General features: G+C 69.1%; 30 protein-coding genes and 1 tRNA gene. 21 read left to right on the top strand and 10 right to left on the bottom strand.

Annotation, left to right across the window (positions count from 1 at the left end; genetic code table 11):
- Positions 1-19 precede the first annotated feature (19 nt).
- Positions 20-511: a MarR family winged helix-turn-helix transcriptional regulator gene (locus AC4PMY_RS13620; protein WP_079003460.1), complete on the bottom strand. Its 492-nt coding sequence runs from the start codon at positions 509-511 to the stop codon at positions 20-22.
- Between the two features lie 38 nt (positions 512-549).
- On the opposite strand from AC4PMY_RS13620, the gene AC4PMY_RS13615 reads away from it, so the two are divergent.
- Positions 550-792 carry a hypothetical protein gene (locus tag AC4PMY_RS13615; protein ID WP_064296841.1) on the top strand — a complete coding sequence of 81 codons (243 nt, stop codon included), beginning with the start codon at positions 550-552 and terminating at the stop codon, positions 790-792.
- A gap of 80 nt (positions 793-872) precedes the next feature.
- Positions 873-1910: a DUF418 domain-containing protein gene (locus tag AC4PMY_RS13610; RefSeq protein WP_491622982.1), complete on the top strand. Its 1038-nt coding sequence runs from the start codon at positions 873-875 to the stop codon at positions 1908-1910.
- A 58-nt stretch (positions 1911-1968) separates the two neighbouring features.
- On the opposite strand, the gene AC4PMY_RS13605 is transcribed toward AC4PMY_RS13610, so the two are convergent.
- Positions 1969-2766, bottom strand: a complete 798-nt coding sequence (locus AC4PMY_RS13605; RefSeq protein ID WP_079003458.1) for a Rossmann-fold NAD(P)-binding domain-containing protein — start codon at positions 2764-2766, stop codon at positions 1969-1971.
- A 79-nt stretch (positions 2767-2845) separates the two neighbouring features.
- Between AC4PMY_RS13605 and AC4PMY_RS13600 the strand changes: the two genes are divergently transcribed.
- The 4 genes from AC4PMY_RS13600 to AC4PMY_RS13585 all read left to right on the top strand — a co-directional run bounded on the left by AC4PMY_RS13600 (position 2846) and on the right by AC4PMY_RS13585 (position 6710).
- Positions 2846-3259, top strand: a complete 414-nt coding sequence (locus tag AC4PMY_RS13600) for a winged helix-turn-helix transcriptional regulator (protein ID WP_079003457.1) — start codon at positions 2846-2848, stop codon at positions 3257-3259.
- 39 nt (positions 3260-3298) lie between these two features.
- Complete coding sequence (locus tag AC4PMY_RS13595; protein ID WP_079003456.1) at positions 3299-3700, top strand: MmcQ/YjbR family DNA-binding protein; 402 nt, start codon at positions 3299-3301, stop codon at positions 3698-3700.
- 95 nt (positions 3701-3795) lie between these two features.
- On the top strand, positions 3796-5304 hold the full coding sequence (locus AC4PMY_RS13590; protein WP_079003455.1) for a hypothetical protein: 1509 nt from the start codon (positions 3796-3798) through the stop codon (positions 5302-5304).
- A 23-nt stretch (positions 5305-5327) separates the two neighbouring features.
- On the top strand, positions 5328-6710 hold the full coding sequence (locus AC4PMY_RS13585) for an LLM class flavin-dependent oxidoreductase (protein ID WP_079003454.1): 1383 nt from the start codon (positions 5328-5330) through the stop codon (positions 6708-6710).
- 101 nt (positions 6711-6811) lie between these two features.
- Here AC4PMY_RS13585 and AC4PMY_RS13580 read toward each other — a convergent pair whose 3' ends face one another.
- From AC4PMY_RS13580 to AC4PMY_RS13570, 3 genes are all read right to left on the bottom strand, one after another.
- Positions 6812-8056 carry an acyl-CoA dehydrogenase family protein gene (locus AC4PMY_RS13580; protein WP_491622981.1) on the bottom strand — a complete coding sequence of 415 codons (1245 nt, stop codon included), beginning with the start codon at positions 8054-8056 and terminating at the stop codon, positions 6812-6814.
- A 94-nt stretch (positions 8057-8150) separates the two neighbouring features.
- Complete coding sequence (locus AC4PMY_RS13575) at positions 8151-9413, bottom strand: acyl-CoA dehydrogenase family protein (protein WP_079003452.1); 1263 nt, start codon at positions 9411-9413, stop codon at positions 8151-8153.
- On the bottom strand, positions 9410-10891 hold the full coding sequence (locus AC4PMY_RS13570; protein WP_491622980.1) for an LLM class flavin-dependent oxidoreductase: 1482 nt from the start codon (positions 10889-10891) through the stop codon (positions 9410-9412). The genes AC4PMY_RS13575 and AC4PMY_RS13570 overlap by 4 nt, the downstream gene beginning before the upstream one ends.
- A gap of 191 nt (positions 10892-11082) precedes the next feature.
- Here AC4PMY_RS13570 and AC4PMY_RS13565 point away from each other — a divergent pair, with 191 nt between their 5' ends.
- The 5 genes from AC4PMY_RS13565 to AC4PMY_RS13545 all read left to right on the top strand — a co-directional run bounded on the left by AC4PMY_RS13565 (position 11083) and on the right by AC4PMY_RS13545 (position 13663).
- Positions 11083-11619 (top strand): TetR/AcrR family transcriptional regulator, encoded by a 537-nt coding sequence (locus tag AC4PMY_RS13565; RefSeq protein ID WP_121292360.1) that lies wholly within the window; start codon positions 11083-11085, stop codon positions 11617-11619.
- Complete coding sequence (locus tag AC4PMY_RS13560) at positions 11616-11978, top strand: DMT family transporter (protein WP_079003449.1); 363 nt, start codon at positions 11616-11618, stop codon at positions 11976-11978. The genes AC4PMY_RS13565 and AC4PMY_RS13560 overlap by 4 nt, the downstream gene beginning before the upstream one ends.
- Positions 11975-12301 carry a DMT family transporter gene (locus AC4PMY_RS13555; RefSeq protein WP_491622979.1) on the top strand — a complete coding sequence of 109 codons (327 nt, stop codon included), beginning with the start codon at positions 11975-11977 and terminating at the stop codon, positions 12299-12301. The genes AC4PMY_RS13560 and AC4PMY_RS13555 overlap by 4 nt, the downstream gene beginning before the upstream one ends.
- 49 nt (positions 12302-12350) lie before the next feature.
- A complete protein-coding gene (locus AC4PMY_RS13550) occupies positions 12351-13037 on the top strand; it encodes a GNAT family N-acetyltransferase (protein WP_491622978.1) in 687 nt (228 codons plus the stop codon).
- 107 nt (positions 13038-13144) lie between these two features.
- Positions 13145-13663, top strand: coding sequence for a hypothetical protein (locus AC4PMY_RS13545; RefSeq protein WP_491622977.1), 519 nt, complete (start codon positions 13145-13147; stop codon positions 13661-13663).
- An 80-nt stretch (positions 13664-13743) separates the two neighbouring features.
- Here AC4PMY_RS13545 and AC4PMY_RS13540 read toward each other — a convergent pair whose 3' ends face one another.
- Positions 13744-15423 (bottom strand): hypothetical protein, encoded by a 1680-nt coding sequence (locus AC4PMY_RS13540; RefSeq protein WP_491622976.1) that lies wholly within the window; start codon positions 15421-15423, stop codon positions 13744-13746.
- Positions 15424-15693: 270 nt separating this feature from the next.
- Between AC4PMY_RS13540 and AC4PMY_RS13535 the strand changes: the two genes are divergently transcribed.
- Positions 15694-15766: transfer RNA gene (locus AC4PMY_RS13535), tRNA-Arg, on the top strand.
- Positions 15767-16135: 369 nt separating this feature from the next.
- Here the strand turns inward: AC4PMY_RS13535 and AC4PMY_RS13530 are convergent.
- The 4 genes from AC4PMY_RS13530 to AC4PMY_RS13515 all read right to left on the bottom strand — a co-directional run bounded on the left by AC4PMY_RS13530 (position 16136) and on the right by AC4PMY_RS13515 (position 18956).
- On the bottom strand, positions 16136-17347 hold the full coding sequence (locus tag AC4PMY_RS13530; RefSeq protein WP_491622975.1) for a toll/interleukin-1 receptor domain-containing protein: 1212 nt from the start codon (positions 17345-17347) through the stop codon (positions 16136-16138).
- Positions 17348-17605: 258 nt separating this feature from the next.
- The gene (locus AC4PMY_RS13525) at positions 17606-18382 is read right to left on the bottom strand and encodes an HNH endonuclease family protein (RefSeq protein ID WP_491622974.1); all 777 of its coding nucleotides are present in this window, start codon (positions 18380-18382) and stop codon (positions 17606-17608) included.
- Positions 18383-18450: 68 nt separating this feature from the next.
- Entirely contained in the window at positions 18451-18711 is a 261-nt protein-coding gene (locus tag AC4PMY_RS13520; RefSeq protein ID WP_491622973.1) for a type II toxin-antitoxin system RelE family toxin, read from the bottom strand.
- Positions 18708-18956, bottom strand: coding sequence for a type II toxin-antitoxin system Phd/YefM family antitoxin (locus AC4PMY_RS13515; RefSeq protein ID WP_064296825.1), 249 nt, complete (start codon positions 18954-18956; stop codon positions 18708-18710). Before AC4PMY_RS13515 ends, AC4PMY_RS13520 begins: the two co-directional genes overlap by 4 nt.
- A gap of 315 nt (positions 18957-19271) precedes the next feature.
- Between AC4PMY_RS13515 and fdhA the strand changes: the two genes are divergently transcribed.
- The 9 genes from fdhA (at position 19272) to AC4PMY_RS13470 (ending at position 26010) form a co-directional block, all read left to right on the top strand.
- Positions 19272-20492 (top strand): formaldehyde dehydrogenase, glutathione-independent, encoded by a 1221-nt coding sequence (gene fdhA, locus AC4PMY_RS13510; RefSeq protein ID WP_071260517.1) that lies wholly within the window; start codon positions 19272-19274, stop codon positions 20490-20492.
- A 356-nt stretch (positions 20493-20848) separates the two neighbouring features.
- The gene (locus AC4PMY_RS13505) at positions 20849-21883 is read left to right on the top strand and encodes a helix-turn-helix transcriptional regulator (RefSeq protein ID WP_354295819.1); all 1035 of its coding nucleotides are present in this window, start codon (positions 20849-20851) and stop codon (positions 21881-21883) included.
- A 167-nt stretch (positions 21884-22050) separates the two neighbouring features.
- On the top strand, positions 22051-22470 hold the full coding sequence (locus AC4PMY_RS13500; RefSeq protein ID WP_064296822.1) for an Asp23/Gls24 family envelope stress response protein: 420 nt from the start codon (positions 22051-22053) through the stop codon (positions 22468-22470).
- Complete coding sequence (locus tag AC4PMY_RS13495; protein ID WP_064296821.1) at positions 22467-22655, top strand: DUF2273 domain-containing protein; 189 nt, start codon at positions 22467-22469, stop codon at positions 22653-22655. The genes AC4PMY_RS13500 and AC4PMY_RS13495 overlap by 4 nt, the downstream gene beginning before the upstream one ends.
- Positions 22652-23005, top strand: a complete 354-nt coding sequence (locus AC4PMY_RS13490) for a hypothetical protein (RefSeq protein ID WP_064296820.1) — start codon at positions 22652-22654, stop codon at positions 23003-23005. The genes AC4PMY_RS13495 and AC4PMY_RS13490 overlap by 4 nt, the downstream gene beginning before the upstream one ends.
- Positions 23002-23577: a hypothetical protein gene (locus AC4PMY_RS13485; RefSeq protein ID WP_064296819.1), complete on the top strand. Its 576-nt coding sequence runs from the start codon at positions 23002-23004 to the stop codon at positions 23575-23577. Before AC4PMY_RS13490 ends, AC4PMY_RS13485 begins: the two co-directional genes overlap by 4 nt.
- Positions 23577-24179, top strand: coding sequence for a hypothetical protein (locus tag AC4PMY_RS13480; protein WP_314140600.1), 603 nt, complete (start codon positions 23577-23579; stop codon positions 24177-24179). The genes AC4PMY_RS13485 and AC4PMY_RS13480 overlap by 1 nt, the downstream gene beginning before the upstream one ends.
- Positions 24180-24263: 84 nt before the next feature.
- Positions 24264-25595, top strand: a complete 1332-nt coding sequence (locus tag AC4PMY_RS13475) for an Asp23/Gls24 family envelope stress response protein (RefSeq protein WP_314140601.1) — start codon at positions 24264-24266, stop codon at positions 25593-25595.
- A 1-nt stretch (position 25596) separates the two neighbouring features.
- Entirely contained in the window at positions 25597-26010 is a 414-nt protein-coding gene (locus tag AC4PMY_RS13470; protein ID WP_071260509.1) for a hypothetical protein, read from the top strand.
- The last annotated feature ends 132 nt before the right edge of the window (positions 26011-26142 follow it).

Here is a 26142-nt window from a genome sequence, read left to right as displayed (position 1 = left end):
CCGGGTGCCGGGATCTCGATCAGAGCGGGTCGGCACCCGTGACGGCGGGCGCGGTGGTGGCCGCCCCGATCACCGCGTGGAGCATCTCGCGGAGCTGGGTGAGGTGCTCGGCGTCCATGCGGAGCTCGTTCATGACCCGGTGTGGGATGGCCTCCGCCTGGGTGCGGAGCTCACGGCCGGCGCTGGTGAGCGAGACGTCGAGGACGCGCTCGTCGAGTCGGCTGCGGTCGCGTCGGACGAGCCCTGCGGTCTCGAGGCGCTTGAGGAGCGGGGACAACGTCGCCGGCTCGAGCTGCAGTGCCCCGCCGAGGTCCTTGACCGAGCGCGGGCTGTGCTGCCAGAGCGCGAGCATCACGAGGTACTGCGGATGGGTGAGACCGAGTGGTTCGAGGATCGGTCGGTAGAGCGAGATGACGCTGCGCGACGCGACGGCGAGCGCGAAGCAGACCTGGTTCTCGAGCTGGAGCAGATCGTCGGCCGTGGCGACGGTGGTGGATTTGTTGGCGGTCACGGTCCCATCGTACCCAAATGATTAGTACACTCATCAATATGAGCGAGAAACGATCCTTCCGGGAGTCCGTGCGCGAGGCCGGTGGTCTGTACGGCTGGGTGAACGGCCGCATGTGGAAGGTGCTCGGACCGCCGCCCCTCGGTCCCTACAACGAGGAGCCGTTGCCGCCGGCCGCGCAGTCGGGGTGCCCGATCTGCGGCCACGCCATGTCCGAGCACATCGTCGACCGCACGACCGGCCCGCGCACGCAGCTGCACTGCCCGAAGGCCCCGGCCGCCTGAGGCGATCTCCATCCCGGGTGGCAGGACGTCATCCCGTGGGTGCATGCGGTGCCCCACCACAGCTGCTGAACTGGTGATATATGTCTCAGGTCAACATTTCCTCCGCGCCGCCGATCCCGTCCACCGACGACGCCTCATCGCGTCGGTGGCACCTCATCGACGCCCTCCGTGGGTTCGCGCTCGTCGGGATCCTCTTCGTCAACGTCCCCGACATCACACGGCTCGGCAGCGACATCCCGTTCGACCGACGACAGTCGACGCTCATGGACACCGTGCTCGAGTTCGCGGTGCAGACGCGGTTCGTCCCCATCTTCGCCTTCCTCTTCGGGCTGAGTGCAATGCTGGTGATCCAGTCCGCCCGCCGCCGCGGCACCGGCGCGCTCGTCCCGATGCTGCTGCGTCTCGGAACACTCCTCCTCATCGGGATCGCGCACGGGTTCCTCTACCCGGGGGAGATCCTCCGCGAGTACGCGATCTGCGGGATCCTCATGCTCCCCCTCATGCTGTGGTTGCCGCGCTGGGCGTTGCTCTGGTCCGGCGTCGTGCTCACCGTCGCCGCGTATGCGGTCACCGGTGGTGGCCTCACCACCCTGCCCGGACTGTTCCTCGCCGGTGCGGGGGCGGCGGCGTACGGCTTGCCGAAGGTGCTCGACACCGGCGGACGGCCCGTGTGGATCACCTTCCTCGTGGCGACGGCCCTCGCCGTCCCGGCCATCGTGTGGCAGACCACCGAGCCCGGCGACCCACGGTTCACGAACGCCGGTGGGATCGCGGGCGGGATCCTGGCCGTCGTGTACGTCACCGGATTCGCGTTGCTCTGGCAGACACCGGTGCGTCGAGTCCTCGCAGCCGTCTTCGAACCCCTCGGCCGCATGGCGCTCACCAACTACCTCGCCGCGAGCGCCCTGTTCGTCGTCGTCGGGCTGCTCGTCCCCTTCCGGCAGATCGACGACCTGGCCGCGGTGAGCGTCGGAGCACTCGTGCTCATCGCGGTGCAGTCGGTGCTCAGTCGCCTCTGGCTGCGGCACTACCGCTACGGGCCGGTCGAGTGGGTCTGGCGGATGGCCACCTGGCGTCGCGCCGTCCCGCTGCGGGGTGCTGCGCTGCCAGCCGCCTGAGCGCTGAGTCGCCCGGAACTGCGCGGTTTCGGCTCGGATTCGTGCAGTTCCGGGCGACTCAGCGGGGCGGAAGGGAGGCGGCGGCGACCGCGACCGTGTCCGCCGGTTCGCGTCCGAGCAGGGTTCGGAGGTCGTCGCCCGCGCCGTCGAGGAATCCGTGCCGGACGCCGGTGAAGATCGACATCAGCATGGCGGGCTGGAACGGCTTGAGTGCGGCCTCAGCCAGCTCCGTCCGCTGCTCGGCGAGGGAGACGGTGCGGTGTGGGACGGCCAGTCGGTCGGCCACCTGCGCGGCCGTGATCGGTTCGCCCACGAGGTCGTAGCCGCGACCGACGTGGTCCGACGGGGACATCGCGACGACGGCCGCGGCTTCAGCGAGGTCGGCTCGTGCGACGGCGGCGAGCGCCCCGTCGCCGAACGCCGAGCCGAGCGAGTCGCCCGACCAGGACAGGAGTGACCCGAACAGTTCGGCGTACAGGCCGTTCCGCAGGATCGTCCAGGACAGGCTGCTGCGCTGCAGCCGACGCTCGGTCCACCGGTGCGCGAGCGCGAACGCGAGGTGGTCTCCGGCCGAGGTGAGGCTCGTGTACACGACGTGCTGCACCCCGTCCCGCTCGGCCGCGGTGATCGCCGTCTCGTGTCGGGCGATCACGACGTCGTCCTCGGCTTCGCCCGCCGATACGAGGACGAGCGTGTCGACCCCGACGAAGGAGACGGTGTCGGGGTCGTCGAAGTCGATCCGTCGTGCGCCGCCCTGTCCGCTGCGGTTGCTCGCGAGCGGTGCAGCCCCACGGGTGGTGAGCGCATCGACGATCGCGCCGCCGAGTTGGCCGGTGGTTCCGGTGACGAGGATCATTTCAGGGCCTTTCGGTGTTCGGATTGATGACTCGGACGAGTCTGCGTCCCCTGTTCCGGCCCCACAAGAAGGCACTTCCATGTCACTCACGCACACCGCGGTAACCGCCGACCTCGAACCCTGCGGCACGGAGGACCACCCGGACTGCGGCATCCGGGACGTCCTCGACCGCATCGGAGACACCTGGTCGGTCCTCGTCGTCGTCGAGCTCGTGTCGGGTGACCGCCGGTTCCGCGAGCTCCAGCGGGCGATCGACGGGATCTCCCAGCGCATGCTGACGCTGACCCTCCGCCGCCTCGAACGCGACGGCCTCGTCGACCGGACCGTGTACCCGACGGTGCCCGCGCAGGTGTCCTATGCCCTCACCCCGTCCGGTGCGGGGCTCTCCCACCTGATCAAGACGCTCGCCGACTGGTCGCTCGAGCAACGGCCGGCGATCGCGGCGTCGCGTTCGGCGTACGACGCCGCCCACCCGGGGCACCGCATCCGGTGAGCACTGTCGCGTGACGCCCGTGCGGAGTAGCGTCGGCGCATGGAGCATCCGATCGTGCACGAACCCGACGATCCGTTCGTCGAACGCGTCAGGCGGATCTGCCTCGCCTACCCGGAGTCCGTCGAGACGTTCGGCCACGGACGCCCACGGTTCAAGGCGGGCAAGCGTGTGTTCGTGACCGTCGGGTCGGAGATGCGCATCCCGCACAGCATCACGTTCACGCCGGCCGAGGAGGAGCGCGGCGCCTGGCTCGAGGACGAGCGGTTCTGGTCGCCGAAGTACGACGGCCCGTCGGGCAAGCTCGCGTTCGACGCCGGTCTCGACGGCGAGAGCGCACGCACGCTCGACGACGTCGACTGGGCGCTCATCGCCGAGTTGATCGACACCTCGTACCGGCAGGTCGCCCTGCAGCGCCAGCTCCGCGCACTCGGCGCGCGCTGACCGGGGGCCGGCCCGGCCGCGGCAGCATCTCGGAAGGGCCGTGCGAGACTGGCGACCGGGGGAGCGTCATCGAGACGCATCGGAAGTGGGGAGCCATGAGCGACGGGGGCGCAGCCGGGGCATCGTCGGAGCGCGATGACGCCGAGGTGAGCGACGTCGGACCCGTCGTCGCGACCTCGACCGTGGCGACCTCGTCCGAGCCCGACGACGCGTTAACGGACCCGCAGTACCCCGCCGGCCGATCGCCGCGCGTCGCATTCCTGATCGCGTACCTCACCCGCTCCCTCGACCTCGCCGTCTCGGCCGTCCTGATCGTCGGCGTCGGGGGCGTCATCACTACCCTGTTCAACCTCATCGGCCAGGGTCTGCGTCCCGAAGCGCCCACCGGGTCGTACGGCCCGGACGCACCGATCGTGCTCGGCGGACCGTCGGAAGCGGAGCTCTGGTACCAGATGCTCGGCTCGCTCGGCGGGTGGATCCTCGTCGCCGTCGGCGTCATGCTCGTGATCGTCCAACCCGTGATGGAGGTCATCCGTCGTGTGACGCCCTCTCGCGGGCTCGCCTACCTGGGTGGCCTGACGGCGGTCGTGGGCGCCGGGATCGGCTTCGGCGTCCTCGTGATCTTCGGGATCTCGCCGTGGACGTGGCTGGGTGCCAACCTGGGATCGGCGCTCGCCTTCCTCCTCTTCGGGCTCATCGCCTACGGCATCCCCGTGCTGATGGTCGCCGCGGTCATCATGCTCCTCACGTTCGCCATCGGCCGCCGGCGGGTGCGGGTCGTGACCGCTGGGCTCGCCGGACTCGTCGTCGTCGCCGTGATCGTGGCGTCGACCGGCGCGTTCCGCCCGCCGCCCGCGCAGGAGGTGGCCGCGGCGCAGCGCTCCGAAGCCGTGGACGGCTTCACGCGGGCGCTCGCCGACATCGACGGGATCGCCGACATCGAGGTCGTCGGTCACGGTGCGACGGTGACGATGTCGCTCGACGCCGGCGTCGGGCAGGTGCTCGGCGCGGCAGACGCGGCGAAGCGGGCCGGCGAGGAGCTTGAGGGGATCGCGATCGTCGTGATCCAGCGGGAGGCCGACCCGACCTCGCTGGCCCAGCAACAGGATCCGCCGCGCGGTCCGTGGCGAGTACAGCTCGTGCCGAGCGATCAGAGCATCGACGAGCTCGCCGACGAACTGCAGCGGCTGATGCTGACGGAGCGGCTGCAGGTGTCGATCGCCGTCACGGAGGGGGCACCGCTCATCACCGTCTTCTCCATGGACACCCTTCCCGCTGCGGTCAGGGAACTCCGGGCGATCTACCCGGACGGCGCGCACTACCGCGTACCGGAACGCTTCTCCATGGCGGACGACCCGAGCGAGCTGAGCGTGCCGATGGTCGACGCCATCCTCGCCGTGGTCGAGGCCACCCCCGGCGTCGAGATCGAGGTGACGACGCAACCGAAGCTCTGGATCACCGACGTGACGCCTGAGCAGGGCGCCGCGATCGTCGCCATCCTGCAGGACCCGGCGCTTGCCGGGACGAGTCCCTCCGGATATCCGGTCGACTACTCGATCAACACCTCCGGTACCGACCAGGACGTCGAGGGCACCTTCGGCTGAGCCGCTGCCGGTAGCGTGAGGGGATGACCGCCGATCAGTCCTCCCGCCTCCAGTTCGGTGCCTTCGTGATGAACACAGGCTCCCACATGCAGCACGGCCTCTGGCGCCACCCGGACGCGAAGCAGCACACCTTCGACGACGTGAACCTCTGGGTCGACCTCGCGAAGACGCTCGAGCGGGGTCGGTTCGACACGATCTTCTTCGCCGACGTCGTCGGGGTCTACGGCGGCGCCGGGGCGTCCTTCGACGTGAACGCACGTGAGGGCATGCAGCTGCCGAGCAACGATCCGTCCATGCTGCTGTCGGCGTTGGCGATCAGCACCGAGCACCTGGGCCTCGCGTTCACCTCGTCGATCCTGCAGGAGCACCCGTTCACCTTCGCGCGGAAGATCTCGACGATCGACCACGCGTCCGGTGGGCGGGTCGGCTGGAACATCGTCACGAGCTTCCTCGAGAACGCCGCGCGCAACTACGGGCTCGACCGTCTCGTCGAGCACGACGAGCGGTACGCCTGGGCCGAGGAGTACGTGGCGGTCGTCGGCAAGCTCTGGGAGGGGTCGTGGGACGACGGCGCACTCCTCGCCGACAAGGCCAGCGGTGTCTTCGCCGACCCCACCAAGGTGCACCGGATCGACCACGTCGGCGAACGGTACCGTGTGGAAGGCCCGCACCTGTCGTCGCCGTCGCCGCAGCGCTCGCCGCTCCTGTTCCAGGCCGGCTCGTCCGGTGCGGGGAAGGCGTTCGCCGCGAACTACGCCGAGGTGCAGTTCATGATGGCGCCCAGCATCGAGGCGGCGCGCGCGTCCGCGGAGTCGACACGGGCGCTCGTCGCCGAGACCGGCCGCGACCCGCGCGACGTCAAGTTCTGGCAGGCGATGTCGTTCATCGTCGGCAGCACCGAGGAGGAGGCGAAGCGCATCGAGGCGGAGTACGACGAACTCCTGTCGGCCGACGCGTTCCTCGCGCACTCGAACCTCGGCACCGACCAGGCGACCGGGAAGCCGATCGACCCGGACACCCCGCTGAAGGACGTCGAGACCCAGGGCGGGCACAGCATGCTCGAGGCACTGAAGGCCCTCTCGCCGGATCGCGAGCCGACCGTGCGCGACCTCGCGAAGCTCACCGCGAAGCTGCGAGGCCGTGTGGTCGGCACGCCGGAGCAGATCGCCGACCACCTGGCCGAGTGGCGGGCGGCCGGGATCGACGGGATCAACGTCGCCAACTGGATGATTCCGCACTCCTACGAGGTCTTCGTCGACGAGGTCGTGCCGGTGCTGCAGGAGCGCGGTCTCGCCCAGCGCGAGTACGCGCCTGGCACGCTCCGCGAGAAGCTCTTCGGTGCGGAGCCCACCCTCCCGGAGACGCACCCGCTGCGCGCCTACCGCGGCGCCTTCGCCGGCCGCTGACCCCCGCCCGCTCGGCAGCAGGACATCCGCCCGAGAACCGGACGTTTCGACGTGGAATGTCCTGCTCTCGGGCGGATGTCCTGTTCTCGTGCCGCGGCGGCCTACTCCGGCTTGGCCGTGCCGACGGCCCAGACGAAGGGCGGCGGGGTGCCGTTGATGGACCAGTCGCCGACGATGCGCGTCTTGTAGATCACGGGGTTGTGCGACGCGACCGTGCGGGCGTTGCGCCAGTGGCGGTCGAGGGCGCTCGCGCGGCTGACGGCCGAGGCCCCGAGCGTGTTGAAGAGCAGCGTCGCGGCGCGTGGCACAAGCTCCGAGAGCACCACCTGCGCCTGGGCGGAGCGGATCTCGGCCTCGATGTTCGCCTGCAGGTCGTCCGCGGAATCCCGGTCGGCGGCCGTCTCCGACGCACGCTCGATCGCCGCGGCGACTCCGAGGACGGTCTGCTTCGCGACGAAGGCGATCGACGAGATCTCGCCGACGACCGCCTGGATCTGCCCGTCGTCTTTCACGAGCGGCGCGAGCCCGTGCGTGTAGACGCGGGTGCGCGCACGGATGTGCTCCCCGGCGTCGCGCTCGACCGCCGCCGCGATCCCCGCATGCACGGCGATGAGCACGTGCTGATAGAGCGCCGTCTGGTAGCGGAACCGGTCGGTGAAGGGGTGCAGCTGGTCGGCGTCGACGACGGCGTCCTCGAACACGATCGTCCCCGTGCCCGTGAGCTGCTGGCCGAAGCCGTCCCAGTCGTCGGCGATCGTCACACCCAGCTGGTTCGTGCGGACGAGCACGGTGACCTCGGTGTCGGGCTGCCCGTCGACGACCAGGCGCGCGGTGGCGTCCGTCCAGTCGGCGTAGATGCTGCCCGTCGTGTAGAACTTGCGGCCGTTCACGACGTAGCGGCCGTCGCGCTCGGTGACGACCGTTCCGGAGACGCCGAGTGCGCCGGAGCCGACCTCGCTCCAGGCGTTGCCGACGATCTCACCGGCGACGAAGCGCTCGAGCCAGGCGGTGCGTCGGTCGCTCGGGGCCGCGACCAGCTGGTCCTCGACGAGGGCGATGTGGCCGCGGAAGATCTGCGGGAGGTTCGAGTCCGCCGCCGCGAGCTCGATCAGGAGCTCGGTGAACTCCGGGAAGGTGAGTCCCGAACCGCCGAACTCGGCGGGGACCCGGAGTGCGCCGAATCCGGCGGCGGCGAGCTTCCGCACCTCGTCCCGCGGGAGCCGGTGCTCGAGTTCGCGCTTCACGGCGCCTGCCTGGATCTCGGCGAACAGTGGCAGGAGCAGCTCCCGGGCGGCCGCGAAGCCGACCGGGCGGGCGGTGGTGGAGGAGGTGGTGGCGGAGGTCATGTGGTTCCGTTCCGGAGGCGGCGGTGGGCTGGTCGTGTGGGGCCCTTCGACAAGCTCAGGGACCGGTGGAGGTGCTCAGGGACCAGACGAGCCCCTAGGTGTAGAGCGAGATCGGCTGCAGCTCGCCGTTCAGGTGGTTCGCACCGACCTCGAGCTTCTTGTAGTCGATCGGGTCGTGGAGGGAGTGCGTGCGCACGTTCCGCCAGAACAGGTCGAGTCCCACGGAGGCCTTCGCCGAGCTGGACCCGGTGACCTCGAAGATGCGGTTCGCGACCTCGATGCCGAGCTCGGTGGAGACGACCTTGAGCTTGGCGATCTCGATGGCGATGGCACCACGGTCTTCCGCGGTCACCGCCGCTCCCCGCTCGATGATGCGGTCGAAGCGGGTGTTCGTGCGGTCGGCGAGCGCCTCGACGGCGGCGATCGACGACACGAACTCGCCGATGACGCGCTGCACGAACGGGTCGTCGCGGTACGTCTCGGCGTGGCTGAGGAACCAGGCGTTCTTCCGTGCCCGGACGAGTTCCGTGCCCTGCGCGAGCGCACCCTCCGCGATGCCGAGGTAGAGGTTCCCGAAGGCGAGCTGGATGCCGGGCGTCACGAGTGAGGAGAACGGTTCGTCGCCGACGGTGCCGAGAATGTCCGCCTGCTCGACGAGCACGTCCTCGAACCGCACGGACCCCGAGGCGGAGAGCCGCTGGCCGAGCGCGTCCCAGTCGCCGAGGTAGGTGATTCCCGCTCGGTCGTGGTCGAGGACGAACTGGAAGATCGTGCCGTCGTGGTCGCCGCCGCGGACGACCGCGTTGACGAGGATGACGTCGCCGGCGGAGGCGCCCGTCGAGAACCGCTTGAGCCCCTTGAGGCGGAACGCGTCGCCGTCTTGCGTGAGCGAGAGGTCGGGGTCCGTCGGGTTCACGGAGTCGCCCCAGATCCACCGGCCCTCCACGGTCTTGCGGTGCCACTCGGCCTGCGTGGACGGGTCGGCGGTGAAGCCGATGTTGCCCGCGTTGATGTAGTGGTAGGCGAGCAGCTGGCCGATGGACGCGTCGACGCGCGACAGGATGCGGACGACCCGGAAGGCGCTCTCCCAGTGGCCGCCACCGCCGCCGAACTCGGCGGGGTCGAGCAGGTTGACGAGGCCCGACTCGCGGAGGAGGTCGAGCTCGGTGGTGGGGTCGAGGTTCGCGCGGTCGCGGTCGAGGACGTCGACGGCGAGCTTGGTGGCGACCTCGGTGGCGACGGCGTCCCAGTGTGCGAGCTCGGCGTCGTCGGCGGTGCCGGACCAGTGGGTGCGCCTCTCAAGGACCGGCTGCCCGGTCACTGAGCCGGTCGAAGTGCTGATCGTGTCGGTGCTCATGCGGAGGCTCCTTCGGTGGCGTAGACGTTGTCGTCTGCCGCGTCGGCGTCGGCGTTGTCGGTGTCGAAGAGGGACGGTGCGGTGTCGTCGGCGGCGGACGGCTGCCCGACGTACGCACCGCGGTACCGGTGGGCCGGGTGCCACTCGGGCACGACGGGGGAGCCGGTGCCGTTCAGGCGGCCGCGGAGGGTCCCCTCCGGGTACTCGTCCCAGACCCGACCACGGCGACGCAGCTCGGGCACGAGCAGGTCGACGACGGCCTCGAAGGTGCCGGGCGTGATGACGTAGGCGAGGTTGAAGCCGTCGGTGCCGGCGACGTCGATCCAGCGCTCGATCTCGTCCGCGACCGTTGCGGCACTGCCGACGAACACGGGACCGATGCCGCCGATGCCGATGTAGTGGGCGATGTCGCGCGGTGTCCACTCGCGTTCCGGGTCGGCGAGCGTGAAGATCGCGAGTGCCGAGCGGGCTGCGTCGGTGTCGACGTACTTGAGCGGCTTGTCGGGGTCGAAGGACGAGAGGTCGAGGCCCGACCAGCCGCCGTAGAGGGTGAGGGCGCCGTCGAGCGAGATGTACTGCTGGTACTCCTCGTACTTGGCCTGCGCCTCCTCGTCGGTCTCGGCGACGATCGCCGTGGCGAGGGTGAGGATCTTCACGCTGTCGCGCGGGCGTCCGAGGGCCTCGGCGCGGTCGCGGATGTCGTCGGTCGTCTTGCGCGTCAGCTCCGGGACGAGCCCGTTGATGAACACCGCCTCACCGTGCGTGGCCGCGAACTGGCGACCGCGGGCCGAGGCGCCGGCCTGGAAGATGACGGGCGTGCGCTGCGGCGACGGCTCCGAGAGGTGGATGCCGGGCACCTGGAAGTGCTCGCCCCGGTGGTTGATGGGGTGCACCTTGGTGGGGTCGGTGTAGACGCCGTTCTCCCGGTCGATGACGACCGCGTCGTCCTCCCAGGAGCCCTCCCACAGCTTGTAGGTGACGTCGAGGAACTCCTCGCCGATGCCGTACCGGTCGTCATGCTTGATCTGGGTGGTGAGGCCGAGGTTGCGGGCGGCGGAGTCGAGGTAGGAGGTGACGACGTTCCAGCCAACGCGACCCTTCGTGAAGTGGTCGAGCGTCGAGAAGCGGCGGGCGAGGGCGTACGGCAGCTCGTAGGTGGAGGCGACGGTGACACCGAAGCCGAGGTGCTCGGTCGCCTTCGCCATGGCCGACACCTGGACGATCGGATCGCCGACGGGCAGCTGCGCCGAGTCGATGAGCGCGGGCGCGGAGGAATGACGGTAGACGTCGTAGATGCCGACGACGTCCGCGATGAACAGGGCGTCGAAGGTGCCGCGCTCGAGGAGCTTGGCGAGGTCGATCCAGTAGTCGATGTCGTTGTAGCGGTGCGCCTGATTGTCAGGATGCTTCCACAGGCCGGGTGCCTGATGGGTCACGCAGCTCATGTCGAACGCGTTGAGGATGATGCGCTTGCTCACAGGGATACCACCGGGTCGTCTCGTCGAGGCTGGGTCCGACGGCGATCACGGCGCCGTCCAGCACGACGGTACTCGGGGGCTCGGGTGCTCGCGAGGGGCCCGAAACAGAGCGTCACATGGGCCGCCGAGCCTCCGTTCCTCACGGTTCGTTCCTAGAGTTACTTTACCTCACGTAAGCTAAAGTAACTCGCATGAGACCCAGTGCACGGAACGAGATCCTCGATGCGGCCGTCCGCGTCGTCGACGCCTCCGGAGAGGCCGACATCACCTACGAGGCGGTGGCGCAGGAGGTCGGTCTGACGAAGGCCGGGCTGCGCTACCACTTCCCCTCACGGGACGCGATGATGATCGCGGTGATCGAGCACGTCGTCGCCCGCTGGCAGCGCGAGCTCGTGGAGGAGTTGGGGGCGCCGCTCGAGACGTCGACGCTCGAGGAGCGGGTGCGGGCCTTCGTCGCCTTCGCGGGGGAGGGCGGGGCGAGCCAGGGCGAGTTCGTCGTCTTCGCCGAGGCGGTCAGGCGTCCCGAACTCGCCGCTCCCTGGCTCGAGTACCTTCGCACCTGGTTCGGGTTCGGTGAGGACACCGATTCGACCTCCCTCCTGCTCGTCTGGTTGGCGGCGAACGGTCTCTGGATCGCCGAGGCGACCGGCATCCTCGACGTCGGCCGCGACCAGCGCGCCGACCTCGTCTCGCGACTCCTGGCCCTCGCTGGAGGTGAACCCCGATGAAGAAGTGGCTGATCCTCTCCGCCGCCATCCTGCTGGAGGTCACGGCGACCCTCTCGCTCCGTGGCGCCATCGAGAACCCCTGGTGGTCGATCCTCGCGGTGGCCGGATACGCGGGCGCGTTCGTCGCCCTGTCGCTCCTGCTCCGGATGGGGGTGCCGATCGGGGTGGTCTACGGCATCTGGGCTGCGGCCGGCGTCGCGCTCACCGCGGTGCTCGCGTCGCTCGTGTTCGGCGAGCAGTTCACCTTGATGATCGGGCTCGGCATCGCGATCGTGATCGCCGGCGTCGTGCTCGTGGAGACGGGCCACGCCCCGGAGTCACCGAAGCCGGGCGCGACGAACGAGGAGGTCGGCGCATGACCTGGTTGCTCCTGGCCGGTGCCATCGTCACCGAGGTCGCGGCGACGCTCTCCCTGCGCGCCTCGGAAGGCCTGCGGAAGAAGCGGTGGATCGCTCCCGTCGCCGTGTTCTACGTGACCGCCTTCGGGTTGCTGACCATCGCGCTCGCGAACGGGATGCCCGTCGGGATCGCCTACGGAATCTGGGCCGCCTGCGGGGTCGCCCTCACGGCCATCAGTGCGCGCGTGCTCTTCAAGGAGAAGCTGACGCCGAAGATGATCGTCGGCATCGGCCTGATCGCGGTCGGTGTGCTCGTCATCGAGCTCGGTTCGCAGGCGCACTGACCCACGCGGATCGTCGCCCCACACCCACTCTCCATCCGAAAGGAAACGCGTGTTCACCATTGCTCCCGCCTCGCCCGCCGACCTCGAGGAGGCCGCGGCCGTGCTCGCGACCGCCTTCCGACAGGACACGGTCACCTCGACGCTCGTCTCCGGTTCCGACCGTGAGCGTCGGCTCGCCCTCCTCTTCGAGGCGATGCTGTGCTCTGGTGCGGCGTCGAGTGGCCGCGTCGACCTCGCTCGCCGGGACGCCGACGGCGTCGTCCTCGGTGTCGCCGTCTGGGAGACGCCGGAGGCCCGCCACTCCGTGCTCGACCAGGTGCGGCAGCTGCCGAGGTTCGCCCGTGCGCTGGGACTGCGCGGACTTCCGCGAGCCATGCGCCTACAGCGGACACTCGAGCTGCACCGTCCGGTCGAACCGCACTGGTACCTCGCGCAGATCGGCGTCGGCGACGGCGCTCGCGGGGCCGGTGTCGGGGGTGCGCTCCTCGAGTCACGCCTGCGCGCCATCGACGCCGACGGCCTCCCCGTGTACCTGGAGTCGTCGAACGAGCGCAACCGCGCGCTGTATCGGCGAAGCGGATTCCGGAGTATCGCCTCGATCATGGGGATCCCGGGCGTGACGCCGGCTGCGATGTGGCGGGAGGTCGCACGGTCCGCTCCAACGTCGACCGTCCCGGCTTCGACGGACAGGCGGGCGTCGGCGGTCGTTGACCCTGGACTCCAGTCGCCGGCCTGACCATGGCCTGACGGGGTGGGGACCGGTACCCATTGAACGGATGTCGGCTCTGCGGCATCCTCGTCTTGGGCGATACCGCTCGTGACCGACAGCCTTGGGGGGCTCCTGTGGACAGCAACGTGCTCGCGATCATCGCCATTCTCGTCCTGCTCGCCATCGTCGGGCTGGGGGTGTTGAAGGGACTCGGCCGCCGGAAGCTGCGCGAGACGGCGACGAACCGTCGCGCCACCAAGGTGCCGGAGATGCTGCAGGAGTTCGGGCGCTCGGTCGTCCTCGGCACGGACCCCGCCGGTGCGACCGCGCTCATCGAGGGGCTGCCGAAGCGCAAGGCCAAGTCGTTGCGGCCCGGCGTGTGGGGCATCGACTACGTCGCCAAAGACGACGTCACGATCGAGGTCCAGTCGACAGGCGCAGGTTCCGAGGTGGTGGTGACGTCGCTCACCGAGTACCTCGGCTTCCCGCAGGGCCTCGACGGCTGGCAGCGCTTCGCCACGCAGCTGGAGGAGGCCGCGAAGGCGCAGGGTGTCCCGGTGCAACGTGGTGCTCGGGCGTTCCAGTACCTGCCGGCACCCGCGAACACCCTCGACAAGGCGCGCTGGTTGCTCGCCAAGGTCGTCGCTCAGTGACGACACCTGAGCTCGCCACGGGCGGTCGGACCTCGTCCGGTCCCTGAGCTTGTCGAAGGGCCCGCCGACCGCCCGCTCGCCTACAGGTTCCCGAGATAGGCCAGGCGCTCGCCGCCGAGCTCGATCGCCAGCGCCCGCTGCCGCTTCACCCGTCGCCATCGCACGATGAAGAGCACCGTCCCGATGGCCGTGAGCGCGAGACTGATGCCGAGCATGATCGGTCCGGTCGCGCCCAGCTCCTCCGGGTCGATGGAGAGCAGTGCCCCGGCGAGGACCCCGACGCCACCGACGCAGGTGCCGAAGTATGCTCCGGCCGCGAACAGGCGTGACGCGGGGATCGGGCCGAGGAAGTGCTGCAGCAGCACGGGCGGGAGTCCGCGGCGGCGTTGTTCCGGCCCGCGCCGCTCGAGCCATTCGAGGGAGAACCGCTGGGCGACGTGGATCTCCCTCGCCCGCGCGATGCCGCCGACGATCCACGCGACGAACGCGAGCAGTGCCGAGCCGACCACGGCGACGGCGACGAGCGCGTTCGCATCGGACGGCAGGAGGCTGTCGATGACCCCTTCGGCGATGGCCGCCCCGAAGATCGCGAGCAGGCCGACGCCGGCGAGCCCGATGAGGATCCAGTCGCAGACCTTCCGGAGGGTGCGTGGGCCAACCGTCTCCGGGATCGGTTGCAGGTGGACGACCTCGTCGTCGTCCGCGAGCCAGGAGCGGACCCGCGCCCGATCCTGTGGCGGAATCCACGATGGCAACTCGCGTCCGTCGTCCGGACCGACGCGCTCCGCATCCCGATTGCCGAGCGCCCCATTCCGGTCACCGAGCTTGTCGAGGTGCACCCGGTCGACGATCTGCTCGGCGGCCAGCCGGGCCGGGTCGTCCGGTCGACGGAACCGGTCGTCGTCCGTGTCGTCGTCGACCGCCGTCGCCTCGTCCTCGTCAGCGATGATCGACCCGTACTGCGGCGCAGGCGGCACCAGGGGAGTCGGGTTCGGGGCATCAGGCGCCGCCGGAGCGATGTCCTGATGCGCGCGCACGACGTCCTCCACTGCGCCCTGGGCGGCCCGCATCGCTTCGTCCCGGATGCTCCGGCCGAGCGGCCCTGCGGCCTGGACCACCGCTTCGAGCAGTTTCACGTCGCCGGTGGACTCCGCAGCGGCGATGCAGTCGGCGATGAACCCGCGTCGACCGATCATCACGTCCGAGCCCTTCCCGGCGAGTGAGCGGGAGATGCGTTCCCGGCCGACGTCGAGTGGATCCTGGCCGGTGTCGTCGGGGATGCCGCTGCCGGCGATGAGTGCGACGAGCGGCACGAGATCGGAGGTGGGGAGGCTGCGGAGCCACCCGCCGTTCACGATGATGCGGGCTCGGGCTCCGGTGTCGGTCGTGAGTCGCAGGCTAAGGGCGGGCGTGGTGGCGGCGGGATTGCGGGTGAGGAGTTCGCCGCTCACGATCGAGCGCAACGGGACCGTCTCGCCCCGGAAGAGCGCGGTGCCGCGGCCGACGTCGACGCCGACCGGGCGGAAGGCGGTCCGAAGGTAGGACAGGCAGATGCCGGCGGTGATGACGAAGAAGACCGGGATGACGATGAGTGCTGTGCGCGCGATGTCGAAGATGCCGTCGATGACGCTGCCGGTGATCCAGCCGAGGACGCCGCCGAGGATGCCCGACAGGATCACGATGAGGACGAGGTTCGCCTGCACGGGCGGTCGGCCGATCATCGTGAAGCCGTCGTTCGTCGGTCCTGGTGCTGCGCTCACGTCGTCCTCTCGGCAGGTGGTCGCATCGACTGTTCCACGTCGGCGCCCGTCGTGTCGATGGGGAGCCCCTCCGTGGTCTCCGAGCCGTACTCGCCCCTGAGTCACCTCTTCCGGTCCCTGACCCACCTTCCCCGGTCCCTGAGCCTGTCGAGGGGGCGTGACCCTCCCCGGTCCCTGAGCTTGTCGAAGGGCGATTCGCGTCTTCGGCTTCCGTGTTGTAGGCTCTACTTCGGCCTGCCGAGCCGAAGTTCTCTTCTCTCAGCAAGCAATGCGCCCGTAGCTCAACGGATAGAGCATCTGACTACGGATCAGAAGGTTGGGGGTTCGAATCCCTTCGGGCGCACATTTTGAAAAAGCGGTCCACTTCGGTGGGCCGTTTTTTTGCCTGGTTAGCGGGCATTTCCCCGCTCTCCTCACCTCTCCAACCTGTGATGCCCCTCCTGCACTGGGCCATGGAGGAGTGTCGGGTGAGTCAGGACGCGGCCTAGGTGTTTCTCGAACCGGCGCGAGAGTCCGTCAAGCGTTACCCTTCCGCTGAGGGTGAGCTACTTCTTAAGCGACTTGAAGCTCGGTTCGCAGGATCCTAAGAGATCCGTCGCAGACGATCCGGTTGAACGCAGGGCGCGAAAGTCCCTACAGTTTGTCGGCTGACTTCGAATGCCGGTACTAGGACGCTGAAAGAGTGCATGAGACAGGTTGAGAATAGCGACGGTCAACTCTCGACATCGATACTCCGCCAGCTCTCGATCAGCTTCAAACTGTCATTGACTCGTGTGATCCCGCGGCGCGCTGGTCGAAGCGCTCGTCGGAGGGGAACCGAGATGACCTCTGCGGGCTTCATCTTCGTGAGCAGGTCCTCGAGTTGCACACGTACCGAGCCGATCCCTGCTAGTTGCCTGGTCATCTCGTTGTAGCCAACTGCGATGCCGGTGTTGTCCGGAAGCAAGTCAACAGCAATGCGTCGCAACCGCCGCATGTCGACGTCCAGCGCCTTGGTCGTGTTGAACATATTTTCACCAGACTCGCTCAACTGTTGGGCTGGATCCTCGAAGGCCGCCGCGGTGTGCCGGCCCCACGCCTGCAGCTGTTGCGGCGTCGCATTTGGAGCTTGGTTTGCCGACCTGGCGGCCGTTCCCAGGGACTCGATGGCGGGAGTGATGGATTCTGCGTCCAAGGTGAGCTGAGAGATGTTGAGTTGTATCGACTCCATTAGCTCGGCGAGACCGGGATCGTCGTCATCGTCTCCCGAGTCCTCTTCGTCTGCTCCACCTTTTGTGCCTGAGGCGGCAATATCAGATTCATCGAGGGCGGCAAGCTTCGACTCCGCTGCCGCGTAGGACTTCACGAACCGATCGGCGAGACGCGCCATCGTTCTCTTCCAAGCGGCGGTGCCCGCGTCCGCGAGGACGGCCTCTTCGATGACTTCCCACTGTCGAGCGGCGGCCTCGCGAACAATATCGTCGCTGGAGTGCTTGTTGAAGATGGCAGGCGCGTCGATGAGGAGTACCGGCAGAAGTAGTTCCTTCACGCCCAAGGCGCTCGCGTTAGTTTGAAACTGGTTGAACTCCATGCGACAATTTTCGCTGTCGAGATAACTAGCGCTTAGGAGTGGAATAAATACCGAGGCGCCTAGAATCTTTGTCTCAAGTTTGTCCTCCCAGATATCACCCCATTCGATGTCCTCCTGGTCCAAGAAGGTGCTCACCTTCCTGCCGGATTTGGCATATATGAAGTGGCTGAGTAGGTTCTTGAATGGCCGGACCATCTGGTAAGCGTTGTCGTCCGCACGCGAGTAGCTCAGGAATATCGTGATTTCGCCGTCTCCGGACGGACCGGACGGCATGTCTCGAGGGGGGTGCAGGGGCCGGCCGGCGGATGCAGAAGCAGGCTTCTTGGACTTACTCCGCTTGTTGTTATTGCTCACCGTTCCCCCATACAGATGAATTGAATTCATCTGAGGGTACCTGAGATGGTCCGGGTAATGAAGGTGTGGCACTCGAGCTGTTCGCCGGTTGACGTGAATATGCGCGCGGAGGTGCAGATACTCTTCGAACATCGCGTAAAACAACGCGCAGTTGCTGCGATGGGTTGCCGATGTTGTCTGCACGAGAAGCGAATGGAATCGCGTGAAACGTCCGGTTCTCGGGCGTTCGTCCTGTTCTCGTGCGACGGCCCCGAGCCGCTACGCCCGGCAGCTGCCCAGCGTGCCCGCGAGTGCCCGGCGGTCGGCGTCGTCGACCGTGAGGTCGTACGCCATCAGCACGAGCACGAACCGCGCCGCGTACTCGCAGTGGGAGGCGACCGCGGGCGGCATCCAATCGCCGGGGCCGGAGTCCGACTTCGAGGAGTTCGTCGCGCCGTCGACGGCCTGCAGGTTGATCGGGTCGTTCGCGAACTGCTCCCGCTGCTGCTCCGTCCACGTGTTCCCGCCGTGACGCCAACCCCACGCGAGCGGCACGACGTGGTCGATCTGCACGAGCTGACTCGACCGCTCACCGCGCTGGAAGTCGATCGTCGACCCCGTGTAGAGGTCGTGCAGAACGCCGGTGAGGACGACGCAGTCGCGGGTCCCCGCCTTGAAGGTGACGTCGACGAGGTCGCGCGCCAGCACGTCGTTGCGGGTGTCGCAGCCGTTGCGGTCGATGTCCGCCCAGCGCTGGCCGAACCGGTCCCGGTCGTAGCCGGTGGCCACCTGGGTGGCGGTGTCGACGTCGGCCAGCGCGTCTTCGACTGCGGCGGCCGAGACGACCAACTGCCCGGACGCGTCCACGACGGCGAAGCCGGCGGCCTCGAGCGATGCCCGTGCGCTCGGGCTGACCGCCGCGGGCGTGGGTGCGAGCGACGTCGGCGCTGGTGACCCCGGCTCGCCGAACACGATCCCGCCGTCGACCTGCGTCGCGACAAGCACCACGACGGCTGCAAGGAGCGCGACGAGCAACGCCAAGGGAGTCTTCTTCATGCTGGGTGCTCTCCTCGGGGTCTGCTCCACCAGCGTAGAGGCGGGCGCCGACACGAGGTCGCCGGACGTCAGCCCCGGTAGACGTCGCTCCGATGGCCGAGCGTGATGACGACCACGAGGAGCACACCGTCATCGATCGTGTACACGATCCGATACCTGCCCACCCTGACACGGAAGCCGGGGCGTCCTTGCAACGCCGTGGCACTCGGCGCGCGCGGGTTCTCCCCAAGCAGAGCGATTGCGGCCCGGATGCGTCGCTGGTCCTGATGATCGATCCTGCGGAGCGCCTTGATCGCGGCCGGCCGCAGCTCGATGTCGTATCGACTCATTCCCAGCCGAGGTCGGCCTTCGCCTGCGCCCACGGGATGCTGTCGCCCTCCTCGGCCATCGCCGCGTCGAAGGCACGGGCGTCCTCGGCGTCTTCGAGCGCCTCCATCATCCGGTCGTACTGTTCGGGACTGATGATGACGGCCTCTGCGCGCCCGCGTCGCTCCACGAAGACGGCTTCGGTGTGGGATCGCGCGATGAGTTCGGAGAACTTCGCGCGAGCCTCGGTGACGTTGATCCGGGACATATCGCAAGTGTACGTTTTGGGCCTCCGTCTGTACATGAGGGGGTGGCCGAGGTGTGGTTCGACGGCTTCAGAGGAGCCTAGACAAAGGTGTACCGACGACCGAGCGCGCTCTCCACAGGGGTGCCCTTCGACAAGCTCAGGGACCGGCGGAAGTGATCGGGGAGCGGACGGGGTGGCAGCCCTTCGACAGGCTCAGGGACCGGACTGATGCGGCCACCGAAGGACGTCCGTCCCTGCCGCTTCGGACGAGAGCGGGATAGGGTCGAGCAGACACAGGGTGCCCCACAACGGGCGCCCGCGATCAAGGAGGATCACGTGTCAGGTAACAGAGCTGTCGCCTACAAAGCAGCGGGTGTCGTCGAGGTCATCGACATCGACTACCCCACCTTCGAACTCAAGGACGGACCGGGGGTGAACCCGGCCAACGTCGGCCGGAAAGTCCCGCACGGCGCCATCCTCAAGACCGTCGCGACCAACATCTGCGGCTCCGACCAACACATGGTCCGCGGCCGCACCACGGCACCGCCGAACCTCGTCCTCGGACACGAGATCACCGGCGAGGTGGTCGAGGTCGGACCGGACGTCGAGTTCATCAAGGTCGGCGACATCGTCTCGGTGCCCTTCAACATCGCCTGCGGCCGCTGTCGCAACTGCAAGGAGCGCAAGACCGGCATCTGTCTCAACGTGAACCCCGACCGCCCGGGCAGCGCCTACGGCTACGTCGACATGGGCGGCTGGGTCGGCGGCCAGGCCGAGTACGTCCTCGTGCCCTACGCCGACTGGAACCTCTTGAAGTTCCCGGACCGCGACCAGGCGCTCGAGAAGATCATGGACCTCACGATGCTCTCCGACATCTTCCCGACCGGCTTCCACGGTGCGGTGACGGCGGGCGTCGGCGTCGGCTCCACCGTCTACGTGGCGGGCGCAGGCCCGGTCGGCCTCGCCGCAGCGACCGGGGCCATGCTCCTCGGCGCCGCTGCAGTCATCGTCGGCGACATGAACGCCGACCGGTTGGCGCAGGCGCGGAGCTTCGGTTGCGAGACCGTCGACCTCACCAAGGGTGAGCCGGGGGAGCAGATCGAACAGATCCTCGGCGTCCCGGAGGTCGACTGCGCGGTCGACGCCGTCGGGTTCGAGGCTCGTGGTCACGGTGGCGACGCGGGTCACGAAGCCCCGGCGACGGTGCTCAACTCCCTCATGGACATCACGGCGGCCGGCGGTGCGCTCGGCATCCCGGGACTCTACGTGACGGGTGACCCGGGTGGCATCGACGAGGCAGCGAAGAAGGGTGCGCTCTCGCTGAGTCTCGGCACCGGCTGGGCGAAGTCGCTGTCGTTCACCACCGGTCAGTGCCCGGTGATGAAGTACAACCACGGCCTCATGATGGCGATCCTGCACGACAAGGTGCACATCGCGAAGAACGTCAACGCGACCGCGATCACCCTCGACGACGCCCCGCGCGGGTACGCGGAGTTCGATGCGGGGGCTGCGCAGAAGTTCGTCCTCAACCCGAACGGGTATCTGGACGCCGCGTAGGAGGCACGGGGACATCACCGAGAGCGCCCGTTGCGTCGTCTGGAGAGCTCCAGGACGACGGAACGGGCGCTTTCGGCTGCCCTTCGACAAGCTCAGGGACCGAGAAGAAGTGGCGCAGGGGCCGAGAAGAAGTGGTGCAGGGACCGGGTGGAGTGGCGCAGGGACCGGGGGTTCCGACTACTGAGTTTTCGCCCGAACGCCTGCCGCAGGGCATCCGGAACGGCGTTGTCTGACGAACTGCTGAGTGAACCGTGAGATTCCCTCCTCTCGGTCCGTCTCTCCAATGACGCGGGAAACCGACGGGGCCCTGGGGCCCGTCCCGCGACGAAGAGACCCCCACTCGCACAAGGACGGCCATGCAACACTCCTTCCTCGCATCCGAATCAGATCCGGAGAGCGACTCGGACACCAGCCCGCTGCTCGGCAGCGCGAGCAGTACGGCGTCGACGGTTCCGGTCCGCAAGGTCACGGTCAGTGGCGACGACCCGGCCACCGCCCGGCAGAACTACGAGCGCGCCTACGACGGCAGCCGCTTCACCGTCACCCGTGGCACCGAGCCGTTCTCGTTCCAGTGGGTGTCGATCGGCGACGACCGTGTCTCGCTCCGCACCGCGACGATGACCGGACACGTCACCGGTGAGACCCCGGGCCTCACGGATTACGTGGTCTCGTGGGTCACGACCGGCGGCGGCTGGATCGTGCGTCGCGACGGCCAACGGATGGAGATCCCGCGACACCCGTTCGTCCTCCCGTTCCACCGGCCGTACACGGTGCACCTCACCCCGCACCGGCAAAACTCCGTGCTCTTCTCCGCACCGTACCTCGAAGACATCGCGACCGAGATCCACGCCGGCCCGAGTCAACAGGTGTCCTTCGATCTCGAGGCGACGCCGACACCCGAGGCGATCGAGCGCTGGCGGGTGGCGCTGAACGCCTCCACGCCGGTGCTCACCGACGAGACGGCGCCTCCGCTGCTCCGTATGAACGCCCAACGACCGCTCGCCCTCGCGCTGCTCCAGCTCGCACCGTGGGCGGTGGTCGACCTGCCGGAGCCGCTCCGCGAGCCTTCGATGGCGCGCACGCGCCTCGCGGTCGAGTACCTGCACCATCACGCGGCGGAGCCCATCACGCCCGCCGACGCGGCGAAGGCGGCCGGGCTGCACACGAGGACGCTGCAGCTCCACTGCCGTCGCGAACTCGGCATGTCGCCCACCGCCTACCTGCGCGACATCCGCCTCGACCGCACCCGTCGCGAGCTCGCCGAGAGCTCGCCGCAGGAGACGACGGTCGGTGAGGTCGCGAAGCGGTGGGGCTTCGTCCACCTCGGACGCTTCGCCTCGGCCTACCGGAACCGCTTCGGCGAGGGCCCGAGCCAGACCCTGCGCGGCTGACGCCCGTCGCCGGATATCCAAAAAATGAGTGCTTCCGGAAAAGTTCGAGACGGACCGTGAGATTCGGGCGTGACGCGCAGTCTCATAGATGTCGCCCGCAACACGGGCACCGCCGCCGGACACCCGGAGCGTGAACCAGCACCACCAGACACCGAAGGAGCAACACCATGTCGAACACCACCGACACCGCGAACCACGCCGCAACGACCTCCACGGGCAAGAACGTCATCGCCGATGGCGTCGTCCAGAAGGTCGCCGGCATCGCAGCCCGCGAGGTCCCCGGCGTGCACGACCTCGGTGGCGGAGCGGCTCGCGCCATCGGCGCCATCCGCAACGCCATCAACGCTCAGGACCGCGGTCAGGGCGTCTCGGTCGAGGTCGGCGAGAAGCAGGTCGCCGCTGACATCGTGATCGTCGCCGAGTATCCCGTCGACCTCCAGCGCGTCGCAGACGACGTCCGTCGCAGCGTCACCGACGCGATCTCGAACGTCGTCGGCATGGACGTCACCGAGGTCAACGTGACCGTCGCCGACGTCCACATCCCGTCGGACGACGACAACGACGCTGACGAGAGCCGCGTCCAGTGACCACGACCGATCGCGGCATCCTCGTCGGTGCCGTCCTGGCGCTGGCGGCCGTCGCCTTCGGGTTCTGGAGCATGATCCTCGTCGCGCTGTTCATGCTGATCGGATTCGGCATCGGACGCGTGCTCGAGGGCAAGCTCGACCTGCGCGGTGTCGCCGACGCGCTCCGCGGGCGGCGGTCGTCGTGACCGCGGCGGTGACGGCCGAACAGGCCGTGCATGGTCGCAACACGATCAGCTCCCGCGCCGTGCGTCGCGTCGTGTCTGCCGTCACCGCGGAGGAACTCGGTGTGCGGGCGTCGGAGGTCTCGGTCGAGCTCTCCGACGCCCAGGGGGCCCTCACGGTCACCGCGAGCACGCCCATCCACGTGTCGCCGCTCGGCGCCGGATCCCGGACCTCGGGAACCGTCCTCGAACGCCTGGCACGCGCACAGACCAGCATCCGAGAGCGGTGCCTGGACCTGACCGGGTCGACGATCGGACGCGTCGACCTCCATATCACGGGCGCGAAGCTCGAAGAACGAAGGAGGGTGTTGTGAGCACCCCAGCCCTGTACCGCCGCGCGGTGCGTCGCGAGACCCACTCGCCGCGGTCGACGCTCGCGATCACGATCGCGATCATCCTCGCGCTCGTGCTCGCCTGGCTCGGCACCGAGTCGGTCCTGGCCGCGATCGGGCAGCCGGCGCTCCTCGTCGCACCGAAGGACATCGTCACCGCGGTGCTGACCGCGGCGACCGCCCCGGCCCCACTCCTCGTCGCCATCGGCGCGGTCGCGGCGATCGTCGGCCTCGTGCTGATCGTCCTGTCGCTGGCTCCCGCCCGCCAAGGGCGTCGCGGGTCGATCGCCGAGCGCACGGCGGCGGTCGTGGACGACCGGGTGATCGCGCAGTCGCTCGCCCGCGTCGCCTCGTACGCCGGTGACATCGACCCCTCGCAGGTGAGTGTCAGCGTCGGCGCCAGGAGCGCCCGCGTCGACGTCACGCCGACGAGCGGCCGACGCGTCGACCAGCGCGAGATCCAGCAGGCCGTGGACGCGGAGGTCGCGTCATACGACTACCGGCCGGCGCTCCGCGCCAAGGTCCGCGTGAGCAGCAAGGGAACGGTGGCCTGATGAACTCCACGAATCGCTTCCTCAACCGGTTCTTCATCTTCGTGGTCGGACTCGTCGTCCTCGCGGCCGGCGCGGCCCTGTCCGTGGGTGCGCTCCTGCCTGACGTGCAGCGGACGATCAGCGAGAACGCCGAGCGGGCCGTCGGACCGACGAACGACACCATCGACGCCCAGCCGTGGATCCTGTGGGTCGCGGCGGTCGTCGCCCTGCTGCTCATCCTCGTCATCCTCTGGTTCGTGTTCCGGCAGGGCCGCGGGCACACCGGAACGCTGCTGCAGGTCGACGAGCAACGGACGAAGGACACGCCGACCGGTGGTCGCGTCGTGCTCGACGTGAAGGTCGCAGAGCAGGTCCTCGAAGAGGCGATCGGGCGCAACCCCGACGTGGTCTCCGTCGACATCACCGGCTTCCGGATCCGCAAGCAGTCCACGCTGCGACTCACCGCACACGCTCGTCGCGGCGCCTCGCCCGTCCAGTTGCGGCGCGATATCGAGGCGGCCGTCCACGAGTGGGACGGCGTCCTCGGGACCTCCACCCCGGTGGTCATCCAGATCGTCAGCGGGCTGCGCACACGGCTCGCCAGCACGAACCGGGTCGTCTGACCCGACACCCCGCGGTGCCGCCGCGGCACCCGAACCGACAGCAGTAGGACCGATGCACCGCCGACGCGGTGCGAGGAGGATCGCATGAGCGACGACACGAAGCACCCGGACCAGCACCACATCCCCACCCCGGCCGAGGTCCGGGCGGAGCACCCGACGGTGCTCGTGCCCGCGCATCCCGATGACGAGGTCCGTCGCATCGAGTCGCACGACGGCGAGCACGCGGGTGGGACCGCGGCCGCTCCTGTGGTCGCGCCGGCGAACGGGGCTGTCGCTGGTCCGGAGACCGCTGAACCGGCCGTGGCCGACTCGGTCTCCGCCGAGACGCCGACGGTGTCGGTGTCGGAGTCGGCGGCTCCGCCGGAAGCGGCGGACGTACCGGTGGTCGAGCTCGACTCCGGCCGGCGACGTGAGCAGGAGGCCGACGAACTCGCCCAGGTCATCGCCACGACGGCCGAGACGGTCCCCGGCGTGCACGCCCTCGGTTCCCCGACGGCCCGCGCCATCGACAGCGCCCGCACCCGCCTGCTCGGTCGCACCGCCGTCCCCGGCGTCAACGTCCTGGCCGACGAGGACGTGCTGAACGTCGACGTCTCACTGGTGGCCGAGTACCCGGCCAGCATCGACGAGCTCGCGGACACGGTCCGGGCCGACGTCGCGGCCGCGCTGGAGGCCCGCCACCCGGGACCGGTCGACATCGACATCACGGTGACGGACATCCACGGCCCCTTCGACCCGATCGAGCCCGATCCGGGCGAGGCGATCGACGACGCGAAGGCCGCCATCGGCAATGCGACGTCCGCGGCGGGTGCCGCGATCGGCGATGCGGCAGAGGCTGCCGGGGATGCCCTCGGCACGGCGAAGGCTGCTGCATCGGACGCGGTGGACTCGGCGCGAGCCGGAGCGGCCGACCTGGCCGACGCCGCTGGTGACGCGGTCGAGCAGCGGACCGGCCGGTCCGAGGGCGACGGCGGCCGGTCGCTGGGAGACGGGCAGCCGGGCGCGGCCGCGGGTGCCGACGGCGAGCTCGTGACTGACGGCGACGTCGGCGGCGAACCGACCGATGCGGTGGTGTCGGAGGAACTCGCCGAGGCCGCCCGTCAGCTTGCCACCGCGGCCGACTCGCTCGCGACCGTCGCCGAGGAGGTGACGCACGGCGCCGACCCGAACCTCGCCGATGCTGAGCCCGCCGGGGCGGCTGACGCGATCCAGGACGCTCCGGCGGAAGAGCCCGTCGCGACGGGCCCGGATGCCGACCCGGTTTCGGCCCCCGAGCTGGACGGCGACACCGCTGGGTCCGCTGGCGGCGACGCGCCCGAGCAGTCTGCCCCGAAGGTCGCCGACGTCGACGAGGTGACGGACGCTCCCGCCGAGGTCACGGCCACCCAAGCCGCGGCGCCGACGAAGGAGCAGTGACATGCCGCTCTTCAGCCGGACCACGTCGTACGGTGCACGTCCGCGTCCGCGTGCCGTGTGGGCCGCTGCGATCACGGGTGTCGTCCTGCTCGTGCTCATCGTCGTCGGCGTGCTCATCCCGATCCTCGGGCTCATCGGCGCCGCCGACGGCGCGACGGTCGGTGCGCTCGACGTCCCGGTCGGCGGCATCGTGGTCGCGCTCCTCATCGGGTACGTCCTCGCGCTGCTGTTCCTGCTCGGGTGCGTCCGCAGTCGCAACGGCGCACTCTCCTGGGTGCTCGCCGTCGCCGCGGTAATCTCGGCGCTCCTCGTGTCGCTGTGGCCGCTGCTGGCGGTCGCCTTCGCGGGCGTCGACCAGGCATCGGACGTGGTGCCGTTCATCCAGGACCTCATCCGCCAGGTCACGGGCGGCTGAGCACAGGAGATCCGCGCGGCAGCAGGAGGTTCTCCCTCAGGATCTCCTGCTGTCGCGCGGATCTCCTGTGCTCAGCTCAGGCGGCGGGTGAGGTGGACGTCGACGGTGTCGCCGATGTCCTTGCCGAGGCGC

Source organism: Plantibacter sp. MDV22-iso1, assembly GCF_058408345.1.
Note: the sequence above shows the minus strand (reverse complement) of the source record. Positions and strands in the feature narration are given on the sequence as shown.

What these genes read in the sequence shown, in the direction of transcription:
- AC4PMY_RS13475 (WP_314140601.1), top strand. Translation starts at nt 24,264, where the DNA reads ATGAGCGACGACACGAAGCACCCGGACCAGCACCACATCCCCACCCCG.
- AC4PMY_RS13575 (WP_079003452.1), bottom strand. Translation starts at nt 9,413, where the DNA reads ATGAGCACCGACACGATCAGCACTTCGACCGGCTCAGTGACCGGGCAG.
- AC4PMY_RS13590 (WP_079003455.1), top strand. Translation starts at nt 3,796, where the DNA reads ATGAGCGACGGGGGCGCAGCCGGGGCATCGTCGGAGCGCGATGACGCC.
- AC4PMY_RS13595 (WP_079003456.1), top strand. Translation starts at nt 3,299, where the DNA reads ATGGAGCATCCGATCGTGCACGAACCCGACGATCCGTTCGTCGAACGC.
- AC4PMY_RS13470 (WP_071260509.1), top strand. Translation starts at nt 25,597, where the DNA reads ATGCCGCTCTTCAGCCGGACCACGTCGTACGGTGCACGTCCGCGTCCG.
- AC4PMY_RS13615 (WP_064296841.1), top strand. Translation starts at nt 550, where the DNA reads ATGAGCGAGAAACGATCCTTCCGGGAGTCCGTGCGCGAGGCCGGTGGT.
- AC4PMY_RS13500 (WP_064296822.1), top strand. Translation starts at nt 22,051, where the DNA reads ATGTCGAACACCACCGACACCGCGAACCACGCCGCAACGACCTCCACG.
- AC4PMY_RS13600 (WP_079003457.1), top strand. Translation starts at nt 2,846, where the DNA reads ATGTCACTCACGCACACCGCGGTAACCGCCGACCTCGAACCCTGCGGC.
- AC4PMY_RS13520 (WP_491622973.1), bottom strand. Translation starts at nt 18,711, where the DNA reads ATGAGTCGATACGACATCGAGCTGCGGCCGGCCGCGATCAAGGCGCTC.
- AC4PMY_RS13565 (WP_121292360.1), top strand. Translation starts at nt 11,083, where the DNA reads ATGAGACCCAGTGCACGGAACGAGATCCTCGATGCGGCCGTCCGCGTC.
- AC4PMY_RS13480 (WP_314140600.1), top strand. Translation starts at nt 23,577, where the DNA reads ATGAACTCCACGAATCGCTTCCTCAACCGGTTCTTCATCTTCGTGGTC.
- AC4PMY_RS13585 (WP_079003454.1), top strand. Translation starts at nt 5,328, where the DNA reads ATGACCGCCGATCAGTCCTCCCGCCTCCAGTTCGGTGCCTTCGTGATG.
- AC4PMY_RS13515 (WP_064296825.1), bottom strand. Translation starts at nt 18,956, where the DNA reads ATGTCCCGGATCAACGTCACCGAGGCTCGCGCGAAGTTCTCCGAACTC.
- AC4PMY_RS13505 (WP_354295819.1), top strand. Translation starts at nt 20,849, where the DNA reads ATGCAACACTCCTTCCTCGCATCCGAATCAGATCCGGAGAGCGACTCG.
- AC4PMY_RS13605 (WP_079003458.1), bottom strand. Translation starts at nt 2,766, where the DNA reads ATGATCCTCGTCACCGGAACCACCGGCCAACTCGGCGGCGCGATCGTC.
- AC4PMY_RS13525 (WP_491622974.1), bottom strand. Translation starts at nt 18,382, where the DNA reads ATGAAGAAGACTCCCTTGGCGTTGCTCGTCGCGCTCCTTGCAGCCGTC.
- AC4PMY_RS13555 (WP_491622979.1), top strand. Translation starts at nt 11,975, where the DNA reads ATGACCTGGTTGCTCCTGGCCGGTGCCATCGTCACCGAGGTCGCGGCG.
- AC4PMY_RS13560 (WP_079003449.1), top strand. Translation starts at nt 11,616, where the DNA reads ATGAAGAAGTGGCTGATCCTCTCCGCCGCCATCCTGCTGGAGGTCACG.
- AC4PMY_RS13610 (WP_491622982.1), top strand. Translation starts at nt 873, where the DNA reads ATGTCTCAGGTCAACATTTCCTCCGCGCCGCCGATCCCGTCCACCGAC.
- AC4PMY_RS13580 (WP_491622981.1), bottom strand. Translation starts at nt 8,056, where the DNA reads ATGACCTCCGCCACCACCTCCTCCACCACCGCCCGCCCGGTCGGCTTC.